17 protein-coding genes are annotated in these 17,101 nt (G+C 72.8%); 7 read left to right on the top strand and 10 right to left on the bottom strand.

Annotated elements, in window-relative coordinates:
- Positions 1-58: 58 nt before the first annotated feature.
- Entirely contained in the window at positions 59-511 is a 453-nt protein-coding gene (locus A6A25_RS23245; RefSeq protein WP_143193341.1) for a hypothetical protein, read from the top strand.
- A 45-nt stretch (positions 512-556) separates the two neighbouring features.
- Here A6A25_RS23245 and A6A25_RS23250 read toward each other — a convergent pair whose 3' ends face one another.
- The 4 genes from A6A25_RS23250 to A6A25_RS23265 all read right to left on the bottom strand — a co-directional run bounded on the left by A6A25_RS23250 (position 557) and on the right by A6A25_RS23265 (position 4,685).
- The gene (locus A6A25_RS23250) at positions 557-1,684 is read right to left on the bottom strand and encodes an FAD-dependent oxidoreductase (RefSeq protein ID WP_073893167.1); all 1,128 of its coding nucleotides are present in this window, start codon (positions 1,682-1,684) and stop codon (positions 557-559) included.
- A complete protein-coding gene (locus A6A25_RS23255; protein WP_073893168.1) occupies positions 1,681-2,202 on the bottom strand; it encodes a TetR/AcrR family transcriptional regulator in 522 nt (173 codons plus the stop codon). The genes A6A25_RS23250 and A6A25_RS23255 overlap by 4 nt, the downstream gene beginning before the upstream one ends.
- 30 nt (positions 2,203-2,232) lie before the next feature.
- Entirely contained in the window at positions 2,233-3,294 is a 1,062-nt protein-coding gene (locus A6A25_RS23260) for a winged helix DNA-binding domain-containing protein (RefSeq protein ID WP_073893169.1), read from the bottom strand.
- A 71-nt stretch (positions 3,295-3,365) separates the two neighbouring features.
- On the bottom strand, positions 3,366-4,685 hold the full coding sequence (locus A6A25_RS23265; RefSeq protein ID WP_073893170.1) for a DegT/DnrJ/EryC1/StrS family aminotransferase: 1,320 nt from the start codon (positions 4,683-4,685) through the stop codon (positions 3,366-3,368).
- Between the two features lie 75 nt (positions 4,686-4,760).
- Here A6A25_RS23265 and A6A25_RS23270 point away from each other — a divergent pair, with 75 nt between their 5' ends.
- Both A6A25_RS23270 and A6A25_RS45685 read left to right on the top strand, forming a co-directional pair.
- A complete protein-coding gene (locus A6A25_RS23270) occupies positions 4,761-5,603 on the top strand; it encodes a PucR family transcriptional regulator (protein WP_073893171.1) in 843 nt (280 codons plus the stop codon).
- A gap of 10 nt (positions 5,604-5,613) precedes the next feature.
- Positions 5,614-6,345 (top strand): trypsin-like serine peptidase, encoded by a 732-nt coding sequence (locus tag A6A25_RS45685; RefSeq protein WP_241828864.1) that lies wholly within the window; start codon positions 5,614-5,616, stop codon positions 6,343-6,345.
- Between the two features lie 70 nt (positions 6,346-6,415).
- On the opposite strand, the gene A6A25_RS23280 is transcribed toward A6A25_RS45685, so the two are convergent.
- The 4 genes from A6A25_RS23280 to A6A25_RS23295 form a co-directional block, all read right to left on the bottom strand.
- Positions 6,416-7,282 carry a hypothetical protein gene (locus tag A6A25_RS23280; protein WP_073893172.1) on the bottom strand — a complete coding sequence of 289 codons (867 nt, stop codon included), beginning with the start codon at positions 7,280-7,282 and terminating at the stop codon, positions 6,416-6,418.
- The gene (locus tag A6A25_RS23285; RefSeq protein ID WP_143193342.1) at positions 7,279-7,950 is read right to left on the bottom strand and encodes a hypothetical protein; all 672 of its coding nucleotides are present in this window, start codon (positions 7,948-7,950) and stop codon (positions 7,279-7,281) included. The genes A6A25_RS23280 and A6A25_RS23285 overlap by 4 nt, the downstream gene beginning before the upstream one ends.
- 77 nt (positions 7,951-8,027) lie before the next feature.
- Positions 8,028-9,314 (bottom strand): M20/M25/M40 family metallo-hydrolase, encoded by a 1,287-nt coding sequence (locus A6A25_RS23290; RefSeq protein WP_073893174.1) that lies wholly within the window; start codon positions 9,312-9,314, stop codon positions 8,028-8,030.
- Complete coding sequence (locus A6A25_RS23295; protein ID WP_073893175.1) at positions 9,307-10,134, bottom strand: M55 family metallopeptidase; 828 nt, start codon at positions 10,132-10,134, stop codon at positions 9,307-9,309. Before A6A25_RS23295 ends, A6A25_RS23290 begins: the two co-directional genes overlap by 8 nt.
- A 130-nt stretch (positions 10,135-10,264) precedes the next feature.
- Here A6A25_RS23295 and A6A25_RS23300 point away from each other — a divergent pair, with 130 nt between their 5' ends.
- Genes A6A25_RS23300 through nikE form a run of 4 tightly spaced genes read left to right on the top strand, consistent with a single transcriptional unit; the run spans position 10,265 to position 15,427 of the window.
- Positions 10,265-12,010: an ABC transporter substrate-binding protein gene (locus A6A25_RS23300; protein WP_380734212.1), complete on the top strand. Its 1,746-nt coding sequence runs from the start codon at positions 10,265-10,267 to the stop codon at positions 12,008-12,010.
- On the top strand, positions 12,007-12,963 hold the full coding sequence (locus A6A25_RS23305) for an ABC transporter permease (protein ID WP_338013228.1): 957 nt from the start codon (positions 12,007-12,009) through the stop codon (positions 12,961-12,963). The genes A6A25_RS23300 and A6A25_RS23305 overlap by 4 nt, the downstream gene beginning before the upstream one ends.
- Positions 12,960-13,844, top strand: coding sequence for an ABC transporter permease (locus tag A6A25_RS23310; protein WP_073893176.1), 885 nt, complete (start codon positions 12,960-12,962; stop codon positions 13,842-13,844). Before A6A25_RS23305 ends, A6A25_RS23310 begins: the two co-directional genes overlap by 4 nt.
- Positions 13,841-15,427: a nickel ABC transporter ATP-binding protein NikE gene (nikE, locus tag A6A25_RS23315; protein WP_073893177.1), complete on the top strand. Its 1,587-nt coding sequence runs from the start codon at positions 13,841-13,843 to the stop codon at positions 15,425-15,427. Before A6A25_RS23310 ends, nikE begins: the two co-directional genes overlap by 4 nt.
- On the opposite strand, the gene A6A25_RS23320 is transcribed toward nikE, so the two are convergent.
- Positions 15,382-16,203 carry an SDR family NAD(P)-dependent oxidoreductase gene (locus A6A25_RS23320; protein WP_073893178.1) on the bottom strand — a complete coding sequence of 274 codons (822 nt, stop codon included), beginning with the start codon at positions 16,201-16,203 and terminating at the stop codon, positions 15,382-15,384. The two genes, nikE and A6A25_RS23320, sit on opposite strands and share 46 nt — an antisense overlap.
- 489 nt (positions 16,204-16,692) lie before the next feature.
- Positions 16,693-17,097 (bottom strand): winged helix-turn-helix transcriptional regulator, encoded by a 405-nt coding sequence (locus tag A6A25_RS23325; protein WP_073893179.1) that lies wholly within the window; start codon positions 17,095-17,097, stop codon positions 16,693-16,695.
- Positions 17,098-17,101: the final 4 nt, after the last annotated feature.

Here is a 17,101-nt window from a genome sequence, read left to right on the forward strand (position 1 = left end):
ACGGCGCCTCGGGGTCAAGGGATCGGCGCCGACGCGAGACCAAGGGGAGGGCATCGGAGTGCCGACCAGATTCCAGACCATGCTCGGGGCGGCCGCGACCGCGTTGTGCCTGGTGCTCGTGTCCACCGCACCGGCCACCGCGCACACCCAGAGCGAAGCGATCACCAACGGCTGCGGCGCCGGGTTCGCCGCCGCGAGCGACGGCACCCGGGCCGTCACGAACGGCTCGTCCACCTGGGGCTACGTGCACCTGGCGTACAACAACTCGACCGGCGTCAACTGCGTGGTGACCCGCAAGACCTCCTACCACGGCACCGCGTCGCGGGTCAGCGTCGAACTGACCGTGCAGAACGTCGGCACCTACTACAAGGCCGACCCGGACGCCGCGCACTGGGAGTCGGTGTCCCACTACGCCGCCAACCGGTGCGTCATGTACTACGGCTGGGTGTGGAACCCGGCGGGCACCGCCCTCGCCGGTGGCGGTCGGCAGACCTGGGGCAACTGCGGCTGAGCCCACCCCGGGCGGTGGTCGCCGACCCCGGACCGCCGCCCGGGGTCAGGCCAGTCGGACCGGTTTGCCCACCAGGCTCGTCGCGACCACGCGGTCGACGCCGGGCAGGGTCGACAGCCTCATCGCCGCCCGCCGCGCCCGCAGCCGCCACGGTGACGCGGGCAGGAACCAGCGCGCGCCGGCCCGTGCCACCTGCTGCTTCTCCGCCACGACGGGCCGCCAGGCACGTTCGTACGCGGCCGGGTCCTCCAGGTGCTCGGCCAGCACGTACGCGCCGCCGATCCCGAGCGACGCGCCCTGACCGGCCAGCAACGACACCGCGCCGCACGCGTCACCCACCAGCACCACCCGCCCGGACACCCACCGCGGCAGCTCCACCTGCGCGACCTGGTCGTAGTAGATGTCCGCGGGGCACCGCGCCAACGCCCGCGGCACGACCCAGCCCAGCGACCCGTACGCCCGCACGACTGCCGCCCGCGGATCGGCGGGCAGGTCCGGTGACGGCGTCCGGTGCACGGTGAACGCCGCCACCCGTCCGTCGCGCAACCCGTAGAAGCCGACCTGGCGGCCCACGGTGTCGGTGACGCAGAACCGCCCGGCCACCAGCGCGTGCACCGACGGGTCGTCGAACGTGAACGCCGCCGTGTGGAACCCCAGGTACCGGACGTGCCCGTCGCCGAACACCAGCCGGCGCACCGCCGAGTGCACGCCGTCCGCGCCGACCAGCAGGTCACCGGACACGGTCGAGCCGTCCGCCAGCCGCACGTCCACCCCGGTCCCGCCGTCCTCGACACCCACCACGCGGGCGCCGAACCGCAGCGTCACGCCGGCGGGCAGGTCTTCGCGGAACGCGCGCTCGAGGTCCGGCCGCATGACGCTCACCAGCCTCCCGTCCACCGCCCGCGCGAAACGGTCGAAGCTCAGCCCCGCTCTCCGGCGTCCCCGCGAGTCGACGTACGCGGCCTCCCGCACCCGGTAGCCCAGCTCCAGCAGGCGCGGCAGCACGCCCATCCGCTCGGCCGCGTCGTAGCCCGGCCCGAAGAAGTCGATCATGTACCCGGAGGTGCGCGGCGCGGTGGCCTGTTCCAGCACGACGACGTCGTGCCCGAGGGTGCCCAGCCGGTGCGCGAGCGCGAGTCCGGCGATGCCAGCCCCGCTGATCACGACCTTCACCGCAGCACCCGGCCCAGCACCGGCACGACGACGTCCGCGGACAGGTCGGGCGCCAGCGCGCGGTGCAGCAGCACGCCGTCCACCGCCGCCGCCAGCACCGCGGCCGTCTCCACCGGCGCCGGTACGTCCCGTGACGCCAGCCACGCGGCGAGCGTGCGGCGGAACTCCGCCAGCACCTCGGCCACGGCGTGACGCAGCTGGTCGTTGCGGGTGGCGGCGAGGAAGGTCTCGGTGAACAGCTCCTGCCCGCCGTGCCCGTCCAACGCGTCCAGCAGCAGCGACAACGCCTCTGTCGGTGTGGACGCCCGGTCCAGCACTTCGGCGAGGCCCTCCACGGCGGACCGCAGGGCGCCGACCGACGCCTGCACCAGCACGGCTTGCGTGGAGTCGAAGTGGTAGTGCACGACGCCGGAGCCGACGCCGGCGCGGTCGGCCAGCATCCGGGTGCTGACCGCGCCCCAGCCCTTCTCGGCGATGAGTTCCGTGGCCGCGTGCAGCAGCCGTTGGCGAACCGTCATTGGACGATCGTACTGGACGATCGTCCAAATTCAGAGCCTGACGTCGCCTCCGACGCCCGCGAACTCGAGCAGCCCGGCGCCTTCGGCCTCCACCTCGGCCCTCTGTGCCCGGGTCAGCGGCCGGAACAGCTCGACGTCCAGGCCGTCGTCGGCGAGCTTCCAGGTGCCGTGCACGAAGCCGTCCACCAGCAGGGTCGGCTTGCCGCCGATGATGATCCCGCGTCGGTAGTCCTCGTCGGAGATGACGCGGGTGCGGTCGTCGTGGCCGAGCAGCACGTTGTCGAACTCGGGCAGGAACCGGGCCGGCGCGGGCGTGTCGGGGTCGGGCAGCGGCGCGTCGGGCAGGTCGTAGAGGGTGCGTCCGCGTTCGTCGGTGAAGACCTCCAGGTCGTCCATGGCCTCGACCACCGGCTTGAGCCGGCTCATCCCCGCCCAGGTCTGCACGTCCTTGACCGAGGCCGGGCCGAACGCGGCCAGGTAGCGGCGCACGAGGTCGGCCGGTGACGCGGCGGGCCCGGTGGCGCCGAGCCAGCGTGCGGCCGTGGTCCACCGCGCCGCCCCGGAACGGCCCCACACCGCGCGCGGCGGGACCTGCACGGACGGCACCAGGAAGCTGCCCGCGTAGCCCAGGGCGGAGGCGTCGCGGTCGGGCCAGCGGGCGCCGAGCGCGTCGCCGATCTCGCGCCGGGTGCGCGGTTGTTCGTCCAGCAGGGTGGTGACGGCTTCGGTGAACTCGTCGACGTCGAGCCCGTCCACGACGAACCCGAACGGCGAGGACGCGAACCGGCGGTGCAGGAACGGCCGCAGCAGCGGTTCGATCCGGCCGTGGTCGGCGGCGGTGACCAGGTGGATCGTGGCGCGGTGCAGCGACGCCCGGACCACGTGCCGGTCCAGCAGCAGCGCGCCCAGCTCGTCGGGCCGGAACGACCGCAGGCGCGACCACAGGCCGTAGTAGGGCGAGAACGGCTCCTGCGCCTGCATCCCGACCAGGTGCTCCACCACGTCGCACGCGGTCCGGTCGGTCCTGGCCAGCAGGAACTGCCGGTGCAGGGTGGCCCGGTTCAACGCCCGGGTCGTCAGCTTCTCCGTCACACCGCCACGGTAGAGGTCTTCGAGGACAACTTCCGTCCTCGATGACGTCCCCGGTCGGGATTCAGGCGTCGTCACGGAGTGTCGGCGTTGACCTCCCGGCGCAGCGCGACGGCGTCCGCGCGGACCTGTTCGGGTGGTTCGCGGTCGATCAGGGCGCGGCGCATCAGGGCGGCGATGGCGGGCTGGTGCGCGGGGGTGAAGCCGCGACGGGTGATCTCCTGGGTGCCGATGCGCAGGCCGCGCAGGCCTTCGTCGATGCGCTGCCACGGCAGGCTGATGCCGCTGAGGTAGACACCGGCCTCGCCGAGCAGCGCGGCCGCCGCGTCGCCGCCGCCGAGGGTGAGGGCGTCCACGGCGAGGTGGTGGGACCGGGTGAAGACGCCGTCGTGGCGGGCGACGTCGAAGCCGTGGTCGGCCAGCGCGCGGCCCAGTGCCTGGGCGTTGGCGATGCACGCCCGCGCGTAGTCGGGGCCGCGCTCGGCGAGTTCGGCGGCGGTGACGGCGAGCGCGCCGAGGCGTCCGGCGTCGTAGTTGGCGAGCATGCCGGGATAGGCGACGTTCGAGACGCGTTCGGCCAGGTCGGCGTCGCGGGTGACCACGCAGCCGCCGGAGGGGCCGCCGAACGACTTGTAGGTGGAGAACGTCATCAGGTGCGCGCCCTCGTGCAGGGGCCGCTGGAACTGCTTGCCGGCGACGAGCCCGGCCATGTGGGAGGCGTCGTAGACGAGGATCGCGCCGACCTCGTCCGCCGCCGCGCGCACCGCGGCGACGTCGTGCGGGAACAGCATGAGGCTCGCGCCGATCACCACGATCCGGGGCCGGTGCACCCGCAGGAACCCGGGCAGCCTGCCGTAGTCGAGGTCGAGCTCGTCGGGCAGGTACGGCAGGTCGACCACGGTCAGGCCGCGGATCGCGGGCACGCCCTGGGCGTGGTGGCTGGCGTGGCCGCCGGCGAACTCGGGCAGCACGGCGATCTTGTCGCCGGCGCGGGCGAACGCGGTGTAGACGGCGAGGTTGGCCAGGGTGGCGCTCTGCAGCCGGACCTCGGCGAAACCGCCTTCCATCAGGTCGGCGACGAGCATCGGCGCGAGCACTTCGAGGGTGTCCAGGTGGTCGAGGCCGACCTGGTACTTCTCGCCGGGCCAGCCCATGCTGGGCCGGCTGGACACGGTGGTCCGCACGGCGGCCGCGGCGGCGGGGCTGAGCACGTTGGTGCCGGCGTAGAGCACGATCCCGTCGTCGTCGACCTGGGTGGTGTGCGCGTCGAGCGCCTTGCGGACGGTGTTCGCGACACCGGCGGCGGTCAGGTCGGCGGAGACGGCGGCTTCGACCTCGGCGAGCCTGCGTCGCGCCTGTGGTGAGGCCCAGGGTGCGATCCTGCTGTTCGTCACGATCGAGAACGCTAGGGCGTGGGCGTCGGGTGGGGCGACCGTCCGCGGACTGGAGTTGTTCCTACAGTTGTCGGAATGCAGGAGCTGCTGGACGAGCTGTCGCGGGTGTTGGGGCGCGGGGTGTCGGTGGACGACGTGGCGGGCCGGGTGGTCGCGCACAGCGCCCAGACCGACGACGTGGACCAGGCGCGGGTGCGGGCGATCCTGACCCGGAGGGTCCCTGCGGACGTGGCGGCGTGGCAGGAGCAGCTCGGCATCGCGACCGCGACGGGGCCGGTGCGGGTGCCGGAGAACGCGGCGCTGGGGCTCCAGCAGCGAGTGGGTTTCCCGTTGCGGCACAACGGGGTGCTGGTCGGCTACCTGTGGGTGCTCGGCGACGTGCCCGGGTTGGACCTGGATGAGCGGTTGGCGGTGTTGGCGGCGCAGGTGCCTGCGGGTGAGCGGACGCCGGTGCGGGTGGTGGTGGCGTTGGAGCCGCGGGTGGTGCGCACGGTGCCCGCGGCCGACGCCGTGCCGGACCTGCCGGGGTACGTCGGGGTGAGCGATCCGCACCCGCCGGACCGGACGGGTGCGGCCTACCAGCAGGCGTTGGCGGCGGCGGAGCTGGCGCGGCTGGACCCGGTGTTGCCGGACCGGGTGCGGTGGTCCGAACTGGGCGCCTACCGGCTGTTGCTCGGCGCGGCGCCGGACGAGGTGCTGGCCGGGTTGTCGGAGGTGTTGTTGCGGACGTTGGAGGTGTACCTGGACTGCGGCTGCGAGGTGCGTGCCGCGGCGGAGCGCCTGCACCTGCACCGCACCAGCCTGTACTACCGGCTGGGTCGGATCGCGGAGCTGACCGGCCGTGACCTGGCCGACGGCGGTGCCCGGCTGGAGCTGCACCTGGCGCTCAAGCTCGTCCGGCTGGCGCGGCGTCCGTAAGGTCGACGGGGTGCTCCTGTGGATCAACGGGCCGTTCGGCGGCGGCAAGACGCAGACCGCGCACGAACTGCTGCGGCGGCTGCCGGGCAGTTTCGTCAGCGATCCGGAGCACGTCGGGTTCGCGCTGCACCGGATGACGCCGCGCGCGTTGCGCGGCGACTTCCAGGACCTGGCGTCGTGGCGGCAGGGCGTGGTCGAGGTGCTGGACCGGGCGGCGAGCGGGCACGACGGGGTGATCGTGGTGCCGATGACGGTGGTGGAGCCCGCGTACTTCCGCGAGGTCGTGGGCGGGTTGCGCGACCGGGGTCACGACGTGCGGCACTTCGCGGACGAGGACTACGCGGTGCTGGTGACCGAGCAGCGCATCGGTGACGCGTTCGGTTTCCTGGGCACGAGGGAGTACGACAGCGGCTGGGACGACGATCACCTGTGGAGCACGATGGGCTACGCGACCGACGTGCCGCAGGGCGCCGGTCAGGGCCTGATCCCCACGTTCCAGCAGCGGGTGGCGCTGGACGAGGACGAGTTCGACCTCGGCTCCGGGCGGGCCATGACCACCACCGCCGACGCCATGAAGCGGCAGTCGGGCTCGCCGATGTTCGGCACGTGGGGCGACCAGACGCAGGTCGTCGCCGTCATCTCCGCCACGGGTGAGGTCTTCCTGTCCGGCACCGAGAACTGGTGCTCGGGCGGCACCGACCTCAACCGGCTCGTCCGCAAGGCGCGCACCGACTTCCCGTGACCGCCACGGCGTGCGGTGCCGGTCGACGTCACGATGGAGACCGGCACCGCACGCCGTGGAGCGGTGGCGTTCAGGGACAGGCGGGCGGGTGGGCGCCGTGGACCAGTTCGACGCGGATCTCGTCGTTGTCGGCGAGCACGACGACCGTGCCGCGGTCGCGGGTCCACCCGTCGGAGATCAGGAAGTACTTGGGCCCGACCTTGCCGAACAGGCGCAGGCCCCGGTAGCGGAACCGGTAGCGGGAGCCCTCGGCGGCCAGGGCTTCCTCGCAGGCGCCGGGCGCGGTGATGTGCAGGCGTTCGCGGGCGTAGACGACGACGGCGGTCTGGCCGTGCACGTCGGCGGCGAACCCGCGGGCCAGTTCGACGCCCCGGACCTCGGCGTAGTTGCCCGCCGACCAGAACAGCGAGAGCGACACGACGGCGAAGACGAGCACCCTGGTCCAGGTCGGGTGCCGGTCCGGGCGGCGCAGCAGGCTCGCGTACAGCGACAGCAGGATCCCGCCGCCGACCGCGAGCGGGAACGCGTAGAAGCTGGTGATCGGGAACAGCACGCCGAGCGCGACGGTGAGCGCGGGTAGCAGCAGCCAGGCCAGCGACAGTGCCACCGACAGCGCCCGGGCCGCCTTGCCCGGCTTCCCGCTCGCCGCCCGGACGCGGGGTTCCAGCCACCGGCAGACCAGGGCGATGCCCAGGACGACGGCCAGCAGCAGGAACACCGGTCCGACGCTGCGCAGCACGTAGTCGGTGGTGGTCATGCCCAGCACGGAGCTGTCGACGCCGAGCTCGCGGGCCTGCACGTCGCTGCGCCGCCAGCCGAAGTACACCAGCAGGCCGGTGAGCACGGTGACGTTGGCCAGGGCCTCGCCGACCCGCTGCACCGCGTCGGGCTGGTCGGAGCCCTTGCCGGGCGCGTCCCGGTCGGCCGGCGCCGTCATGACGTCGTCGTGGTCGTAGTGGTGGTCGTCGTGCGGGTGGTGGTCGTGCTGGTGGTCGTGGTCGTCGTGGTGGTGGTCCGGTCGGTGTCGGTGCGCGGGTCGTCACGGTCGACGTCGTCCGGCCACTCCGGCGGCCGTCCCTCGACGCAGGTGAACGAGCGGGGGTCCCGCTGCTCCAGGACGCTGCGCACGGCCTGGTAGGTGGCGCAGTCGACCTCGCCGCTGCCGTCGCCGCCGTGGTTCATCGCCCAGCCGTACCGGGAGGCGCGGCCGAACATCGCGCGGCCCGCGGACTCCTCGCCCCGGCACAGGTGGACGGCGGCCTGGTAGAGCAGAACGTTGCGCGGGCTCGTCATCGCGCTCCACTCGGCGTCGAGGGTGGCCTGGGCCGTCGTGCAGTCCCGCGACTTCAGCGGCCGGTACACGTCGTCCTCGGGGAAGCTCGGCGAATCCGGCCCCTCCGGGAGGAACCAGCCGTACCGGGTCTCGCCCTTGGTGGTCGTCGTGCCCGTGTCGGTTCCGGTGGGTCGGGTGGTGGTCGTCGGGTCGGTCGGGGTGTCGCCGCCCGGTCGGTCGAACACCCCGCTCTCGCACGAGGTGACGCCGACGACGACCGCCACCGCCACTGCTGCCCTGGTGATCCGCGCCAATGAACCGGCCTCCTTCACCATCACTCCACGAGCTAGGAGCCTGGTACGGAGGGTGGGGATACGCGGCCCGATACCCCCGATCGGGTGAACGAGGGCTACGAGGAGAGGAACCGGTCGAGGACGCGGGTGCCGAAGCGGAGCCCTTCGACGGGCACGCGTTCGTCCACGCCGTGCGGCATGGCGCGGTAGTCGTAGCCGGGTGGCAGGGACAGCGGGGCGAAGCCGTAGCAGTCGATGCCCAGCCGGCTGAACGCCTTGGCATCCGTGCCGCCGCCCATGCAGTAGGGCACGACCACGGCCTCGGGGTCCTCCGCGCGCAGCGCCGCGGCCATCGCGTCGAACCACGGCGAGTCGATCGGCGCCTGCACGGGCTGTTCGTCGGTGATGAACTCGCGCCGCACGTCCGCGCCGAGGGCGACGTCGATCGAGGCCAGCAGCTCGTCGGCCGAGCCGGGCAGGGTGCGCACGTCCAGTTCGGCGGTGGCGCTGCCGGGGATCACGTTCACCTTGTACCCGGCGCGCAGCACGGTGGCCGTGATGCTGCTGCGGACGGTGTTCTCGACGAGCTTCGCGGCGGGGCCGAAGCGGGCGATGGTGGCGTCGACGTCGGACAGGTCGACCGGCACGTCGAGCGCGGCGCCGACCCGTTCGATGAACGCCCGCACGGTGGGCGTGAGCCGCACGGGGTGCTCGATGGCGGCGACGCGGGTCAGCGCGGCGAGGAGCTTGGACACGGCGTTGTCGTCGTTGCGCCGCGAGCCGTGCCCGGCGCGCCCGGTGGCGGTGAGCCGCAGGTGGGAGGTGCCGCGTTCGGCCGTGCCGATCGGGTACACGCGCCGGTCGCCGACGGGGTGGGAGTAGCCGCCGGACTCGCCGATCGCGGTGGTGCAGCCGGCGAAGAAGTCGGCGTGGTGGTCGACCAGCCAGTGCGCGCCGAACTGGCCGTGGTCCTCCTCGTCGGCGACGAACGCGAGCACGATGTCGCGGCGCGGCCGTCGCCCTTCCCGGGACCAGCCGCTCAGCACGGCCAGCACCATGGCGATCATGTCCTTCATGTCGACCGCGCCGCGGCCCCACAGGTAGCCGTCGCGCTGGATCCCGGCGAACGGCGGCACGCTCCACTCGGCGGCGTCGGCGGGCACCACGTCCAGGTGGGCCTGCACGAGCAGCGCGGGCAGGTCCGGTTCGGTGCCGGGCACGCGGGCCAGCACGTTGCCGCGCCGCGGCGCGGGTTCGAGCACGGTCGCGGCCACGCCGACGGCGTCGAGGTGGGCGGCGACGAACTCGGCGGCCTCCCGTTCGCCCGCGGACTCGCCGCGGCCGTGGTTGGTGGTGTCGATCCGCAGCAGCGCGGCGCACAGGTCGACGACGTCCTCAGCCATAGATGCCCTCCACCGCTCCCGCGGCGATCGCGGTGACGACCTTGAACGCCCGCATCGCCAGGGTCATGGACGCGGCGTCGAACCCGACCCGGCGCGCCCCGACCTGTTCCACGGTGGGGACCACCGCCGCGGCGGCGGCCAGGTGGGTGGCGTCGAACTCCACTTCTACCCGGTGCGGCGCGACCGCGCCCGGTAGCCGCCCGGCGCGGGTGACGGCCGCGCGGGCGGCCGCGGTGATCAGCTCGGAGGTCACCCGCGGGGGCGAGCAGACGGCGGCGTAGCGGCTGACGCACTCCTTGACGGCGACGAGTCGGGCGTCGGGCGCGTAGTCGCGGGCGTCGTCGCACGCTTTGTCGTCGCCGGTCACGAGCAGCACGGGGACGCCGTGCTCGGCGGCGAGCGCGGCGTTGAGCCTGCCCTCGCTCGCGGGCACGCCGTCGAGCCACACGCCGGTGATCGAGTTCTCCAGGTAGGTGTGCGCGAGCACGCCCTCCTGGCCCGCGCCCGCGTGGTAGCCGAGGAACACCACACCGTCCACGCCGGAGTCGACGCCCTGCATCATCGACAGCGGCTTGTGCCGTCCGGTGAGCAGCCTGGCGTCGGTGTGCAGGTCCTCCAGCAGGAGGTTGCGCTGCGAGGAGTGGGCCTCGTTGACGAGCACGTCGGTCGCGCCGCCGGCGCGCAGGCCCGCGACGCAGGCGTTGACGTCGCCGGTGAACAGCCGGCGGAACCGCTGCCACTGCTCGGTCTGCGGGACGACGTCGGCGGTCCAGGTGACGCCCGTCGCCCCTTCCATGTCCGCCGAGATCAAGATCCGCATACCGTCACCGTACCGAGGCCATGTCGGTTCTTGACGCATGACACGACGGAGTGGTTACTTCTTGACTTCCACTCACGGGCGGGAGGCGGTCACTGTGGGTATCCGGCGATTCGGCGCGGTCACGGCGGCGATGGCATTGGTGGTGTTGCTCGCGCCCACACCGGCGCGAGCGCAACAGGCGGTGACCCTGCGGGTGGCGATCACCCAGCAGGTGGATTCGCTCAACCCGTTCCTGTCGATCTTCCAGGCGGGCACCGAGGTCGGCAGGTTGATGTACGACTACCTGACCGCCTACGACGTCAAGGACCAGCACCCGGTGGAGGGTCTGGCGGACCGGTGGGAGTCGTCGGAGGACCGGCTGACGTGGACCTTCCACGTGCCCGAGGGCAAGAAGTGGTCCGACGGGCAGCCGATCACCGCGCGCGACGCGGCGTTCACCTACGACCTGATGATGCGCGACGAGGTCGCCGCCACGGCCAACGGCAGCTTCACCGCCGCCTTCGAGTCCGTCACCGCGACCGACGACCGCACCCTGGTGATCAGGACCAAGCAGCCGCAGGCCACCATGCTGGCGCTGGACGTGCCGATCGTGCCCGAGCACGTGTGGTCGAAGGTCACCGACATCGGCGAGTACCGCAACGACCAGACCCCCGTCGTGGGCAGCGGGCCGTTCATCCTGACCGAGTACCGGGCCAACGAGTTCATCCGGTTCAAGGCCAACAAGGACTACTGGCGCGGCGCGCCCCAGTACGACGAGCTGACGTTCACCTACTACAAGACCTCCGACGCCGCGGTGCAGGCGCTGGCCAAGGGCGAGGTCGACCTGGTCAACCGGATGGGTCCGGCGCAGTTCGACTCGCTCAAGGACAAGGAAGGCATCACCCGCAACCAGGCGCAGGGGCGCCGGTTCAACGAGCTGGTGATCAACTCCGGTGCGGCGACGAACACCGGCGAGCCCATCGGTGACGGGCACCCGGCGTTGAAGGACGTCGTGGTGCGCCGCGCGATCGCCAAGTCGCTGGACCTCGACGCGATCATCGAGCGGGTCAACGGCGGCTACGCGCAGCGCGGCACCGGCCCGATCCCGCCGGTGTTCGCCGACTACCACCTCAAGCCCGAACCGGCGCACCCGTACGACCCGGCCGCGGCGAACGCCGACCTGGACCGGGCGGGGTACGCGCACGGCGCGGACGGCATCCGCGTCTCGCCCGAGGGCAGGCGGATGGAGCTGCGGCTGCTCGGGCACGCCAGCCGTGCCTACGACGAGCAGACCGGCGAGTTCGTCAAGCGGTCGCTGGCCGACCTGGGCATCGTGGTGGACGTGCAGATCGTGTCGGACAACCAGCTCAACGAGTCCAGCACCGCCGGGACGTTCGACCTGGTGTTCTCCGGCTGGGGCACCAACCCCGACCCCGATTTCATCCTGTCGCTGCACACGTGCGGGCAGCGGCCCAACGCCGACGGCAAGGGCGGCACCACCGACACGTTCTTCTGCGACCCGGAGTACGACGCGCTGTACGCGCAGCAGCGCGCCGAGTTCGACCCGGCCAAGCGGCGCGAGCTGGTGCTGAGGATGCAGCAGCGGTTCTACGACCAGGTGCCCGCCGTGGTGCTGGGCTACGACAACGCGCTGGAGGCCTACCGCAGCGACAAGTTCGCCTCGTTCCCCGTGCAGCCCGACCCGGGCGGCGTGATCATGGCGCAGAACGGTGTGTGGGGGTACTACGGCGCGACACCGGTCGCGTCGGCGGGCTCCGACACCGGCTCGAACACCGGCCTGGTGCTCGGCGTGGTCGGCGGCGCGCTGGTCGTGCTGGTCGGCGGCGTGTGGCTGATGGGGCGGCGGCGCGGGCTGCGCGCGGAGGACCGCGAGTGATCCGGCACCTGGCGGGCAAGGTCGGCGGCGCGCTGGTCAGCCTGCTGTTCGTGGTGGCGCTGGGTTTCCTGCTGTTCCGGGTGATCCCGGGCGACCCCGTGGTGGCGATGACGCGGGGCCGCCCGGTCACCGGAGACCAGCTCGCCGAGCTGCGCGCGCGGCTGGGCGTGGACAAGCCGTTGACCGAGCAGTTCGTGGACTACCTGGCGGCGGCCGTGCGCGGCGACTTCGGCACGTCCTACGTCTACAGCAGGCCGGTGCTGGAGCTGATCGGCGAACGGCTGTGGCCGACCGTGCTGCTGACCGGCACGTCGACCGTGCTGGCCGTGGTGATCGGGCTGTGGCTGGGCATCCGGGGCGCGTGGCGGCGCGGGTCGCGATCGGACCGGATCTCCACCGGGCTCGCGCTCGCGCAGTGGGCGATGCCGACGTTCTGGCTGGGCATGCTGCTGTCGCTGGCCACCGGCGACCTGTTCCCCAGCGGCGGCATGCGCTACCCGGACACGCCGCCGGACTTCCTGTCGCAGGCGGTGGACGTGGCCCACCACATGGTGCTGCCGTGCCTGACCATGATCGCGGTGGTCTACGCGCAGTACCTGCTGGTGATGCGGTCGTCGTTGCTGGAGGAGATGCACGCCGACTACCTGACCACGGCGCGGGCGAAGGGGCTGCGCGACGACCTGGTGCGGCGGCGGCACGCGGTGCCCAACGCGCTGCTGCCGACCGTGACTCTGGTGTTCCTGCACCTGGGGCTGGTGGTGTCGGGCGCGATCACGGTGGAGACGGTGTTCTCCTGGCCCGGGTTGGGGCTGTTGACCTACGAGGCGCTGACCGGACCGGACCTGCCGCTGCTGCAGGGCACGTTCGTGGTGCTGGCGGGAGCGGTGATCACCATGAACGTGGTCGCGGACCTGCTGTACCGGGTGCTCGACCCGCGGGTGCGTGCGTCGTGACGGCGATCGCGTGGCAGCGGCGGCGGGCCGCGGCACGGGCGACGTGGCGGGAGTTCGCCTCCCAGCGCGGCGGTCTGGTCGGCTTGATCGGGCTGGCCGTGATCACCGTGCTGGCGGTGCTGGCGCCGCTGGTGACCGACGCGTCCGGGCTGGACGTGACGCGGGTGACCGCGCGACCGTGGGAGCCGCCGTCGGCGTCGCACTGGCTGGGGACGGACCACAACGGGCGTTCGGTGCTGCTGCTGACGTGGTGGGGCACCCGGATCTCGCTGGTGGTGGGGCTCGCGGCCACGGTGTTGTCGGTGCTGATCGGTACGGTGGTCGGGATCGCGGCGGCGCACTTCGGCGGGTGGGTGTCGGCGGTGCTGATGCGGTTCACCGACTTCTTCCTCGTGCTGCCGTCGCTGGTGCTGGCGATCGCGTTGTCGACGGTGCTGCCGCGCGGGTTGGGCACGATCGTGCTGGCGATCGGGGTGACGTCGTGGCCCGCGACGGCGCGGCTGGTGCGGGCGCAGACGCTGGCCGTGGAGGCGCGGCCGTTCATCGAGCGGGCGCGGGCGCTGGGCGGCGGGCACGGGCACGTGATCGGGCGGCACGTGCTGCCCGCGGTGCTGCCGCTGGTGTTCGTGAACACGACGTTGACCGTGGCCAGCGCGATCGTGGCCGAGTCGACCCTGTCGTTCCTGGGGTTGGGCGACCCGACCCGGGTGTCGTGGGGGTCGCTGCTGCACGCGGCGAACATGCACGGCGCGGTGTCGCAGCGGGCGTGGTGGTTCCTGGTGCCGCCCGGTCTGGGCGTGGTGTGCGTGGTGCTGGCGTTCACGCTGTGCGGGCGTGCCCTGGAGACGGTGCTCAACCCGCGGCTGAAGGGGGAGCGGTGAACGGCCTGCTGGAGTTGCGCGACCTGAGCGTGCACTACCGGACCGCGCGCGGCGAGGTGACGGCCGTGCGGTCGGTGTCGCTCGGACTGGACGCCGGGCAGACGCTGGGGCTGGCGGGGGAGTCCGGGTGCGGCAAGTCGACCGTGGCCATGTCGGTGCTGCGGCTGCTGCCGCGCGACGCCCGCGTCGAAGGACAGGTGCTGCTCGACGGCGAGGACGTGCGGGGCATGTCGTGGGGCCGGCTGCGGGCCGTGCGGTGGGCGGCGGCGTCGGTGGTGTTCCAGGGCGCGATGCACGCGTTGAACCCGGTGCACCGGGTGGGTGAGCAGATCGCCGAGCCGATGCGGCTGCACGGCGTGACCGGGTCGGTGTCGGCGCTGCTGGACCAGGTCGAGCTGCCCTCCCGGGCGGCGCGGGCCTACCCGCACGAGCTGTCCGGCGGGCAGAAGCAGCGGGTGATGATCGCGATGGCGCTGGCGTGCGAGCCGCGCCTGGTCATCGCCGACGAGCCGACCACGGCGCTGGACGTGGTGGTGCAGGCGCAGGTGCTCGACGTGCTCAAGCGGCTGGTGTCCGAGCGGGGCATCGGGTTGGTGATGATCAGCCACGACCTGTCGGTGCTGGCGTCGACGTGCGACCGGCTGGCCGTGATGCGGCACGGGCAGGTGGTGGAGGAAGGACCGGCGCGGGAGGTGATCACGTCGCCGGCGCATCCGCACACGCAGGCGTTGGCGGCGGCGTTCCCGACCGTGGGTGATCCGGCGTCACGGCAGGTCACGCCGTCGGAGGGGGCCGATGGGCCGGTGCTGCTGCGCGCTTCGGACGTGCACGTGTCCTTCGGCGCGACTCGGGCCGTCGCCGGGGTGGACCTGGAGGTGCGGGCCGGGGAGATCGTCGCGCTGGTAGGCCAGTCCGGCTCGGGGAAGACGACGCTGGCGCGCACCCTGCTGGGCCTGCAGAAGCCGACCGCGGGACGGGTGCTGTTCGAGGGGCGGGAACTCCCCCGGTCGGCGTCGGGTCTGCGCGCGTACCGGCGGCAGGTGCAGTTGGTGTTGCAGGACCCGACGAGCGCGCTCAACCCGCGGCACTCGGTGTACGAGGCGGTCGCGGAAGGCCTGCGCATCCACCGGGTGGACGGCGACGAGTCCGCGCGGGTCGCCGAGGCGTTGTCGCAGGCCGAACTGCGCCCGCCGGAGCTGTTCTTCCCGTCGCTGCCGCACGAGCTGTCCGGCGGTCAGCGCCAACGCGTCGTGATCGCGGGCGCCCTGGCCCTGGGGCCGCGGCTGCTGGTGGCCGACGAGCCGGTGGCGTCCCTGGACGCCTCCGTGCGCGGGGAGATCCTGGCGCTGCTGCTGCGACTGCGCCGCGAGCTGGGCCTGGCCGCCCTGGTCATCACCCACGACCTCGGCCTGGCCTGGACCATCGCCGACCGGGTCGCGGTGATGTACCGGGGCGAGCTGGTCGAGCAGGGCACGGTGGAGCAGGTCCTGCTGTCACCGCGGCACGACTACACCCGCACCCTGCTCGCCGCCGTGCCTCACGACCAGCGCAGCACCCGGCCGAACTGGACCAACTCGCCGTAGTGCTCCGGGTGGCGGGTGCCGAGCGCCAGGTCGAGCACCGGTCCCGCCGCCTGCGCCGGGCTCGCCGCGTCGCTCATGTCGGCGAACCACGGTCGGGAGGCGTCGGTGTCGACCAGGCCGGGGCAGACCGCGGCGATCAGCGTGCCGGTGGCGATGTCGGCGGCGCGGCGTTGCGCGGCGATCGTGCGCACGGCGGCGACCTGGCCGACCTTCGACGGGACGTTGATCCAGTGCGGCCGGCTCTGGTCGGCCGCCGTGCCGGCGAGGACGGAGTCCCGCCAGGTGAGCATCGTGGCGTCGACGTCGTCCAGTGACCGTGCGGCGAAGTGCCGGTGCAGGTGCGGCGGCAGTTGGCGCAGGGTGCCGAAGGAGCTGGCGACGACCAGCAACGCGCCGCCGGGGCGCAGCAGCGGGGTGAACGCGCGCAGCACGCGCGTGGTGCCCAGGTTCTTGGTGTCCACGAACGGACCGATCTGCTCGCTCCACGGCACGTCCGGCGCGAGCCGCGCCGCGGCGTTGGACAGCACGATGTCCACCCCACCGTGACGTTCCCGCAGGTCATCGGCGAACGCGTCGACCGCCTGCCCGTCCCGGACGTCCAGCACGTACGTCCTGACGCGACCGTGGCCGATCCTGTCCGCCGCGTCCGCCACCCGCCCGGCGTCCCGGCCGGTGAGGTAGACCACGTCGGTCGGCGCGGCACGGCGCACCAGTCCTTCGGCGAGGGCGAATCCGAGGCCCTGGTTCGCGCCGGTGACAACGGAGATACGGGTCATGCCCCCGATAGTCGCGCGCTCACAGGAACCGATCGGTTCCTACCGCAACCCCCTGACCTGCACCTTCCCCGACTACCGCGTTCACGATCGAGTGATCATTACGCCACCATCAAAAAACACGGCGTTATCATCCACCTGAAACGTCGGAAGAAACAACAAGGCCCGCCTCGACCCGCCCCATGCCCCGAACCAGCCTCCCCCTCTCGGAACACCACCACCGGGCGGCCACAGCGCACCGCCGCCCTCGGCCTGCACCCCCGCCGCCCGCCTTCCAGCGCTGCGGCGCGACCGGACGCCCTGGATCGTGGGCCTCACGCCCTGGATGGATCGTGGCCTCACGCGCCGCACTCCCACGACCCCACCCACGCCTCGCACGGGAACGGCTCGCACGGTATGCCTTGTGCGGATTGCGGCCTGCCCGGGGCAGTCGCGTGCTGAGCGCTACGGCCTGCCCCCGGCTATGGCCGTGCGGGCGTGCAACCCGGCGGGCTATTGCGTGCGCGGGTTATAGCTCGGTGCGGTGTCGTCGCGGTGGGCTCGCACGGCGCCGCCGTGCGAGCCCACCGGCTGCGCGTCCTGCCGGGCGTCGAGCAGCTCGCCGGTGTGCTCCTCCGCCCACGCGGCGAGCGCGCGGACGGGCGCGAGCAGCGACCGGCCGAGCGCGGTCAGCTCGTGCCACCCGTCGGCGCTCGTCAGCAGCCCGTTGCCGCGCAGCCGGGCCAGGGTCTGGGTGAGCATCTTGTTGCTGATGCCGCCGATCCGGTCCAGCAGCTCCCCGTACCGCAGCGGCCCGTTGCCCAGGGCCACAACGACCACGACCGACCAGGTGTGCCCGACGACCTCGAGCGTCGTGCGGGCCGGGCAGTCGGCGAGGAACACGTCGTAGTCGCTCACCCCG

This window comes from Saccharothrix sp. CB00851 (assembly GCF_001905065.1).
GTDB lineage: Bacteria > Actinomycetota > Actinomycetes > Mycobacteriales > Pseudonocardiaceae > Actinosynnema.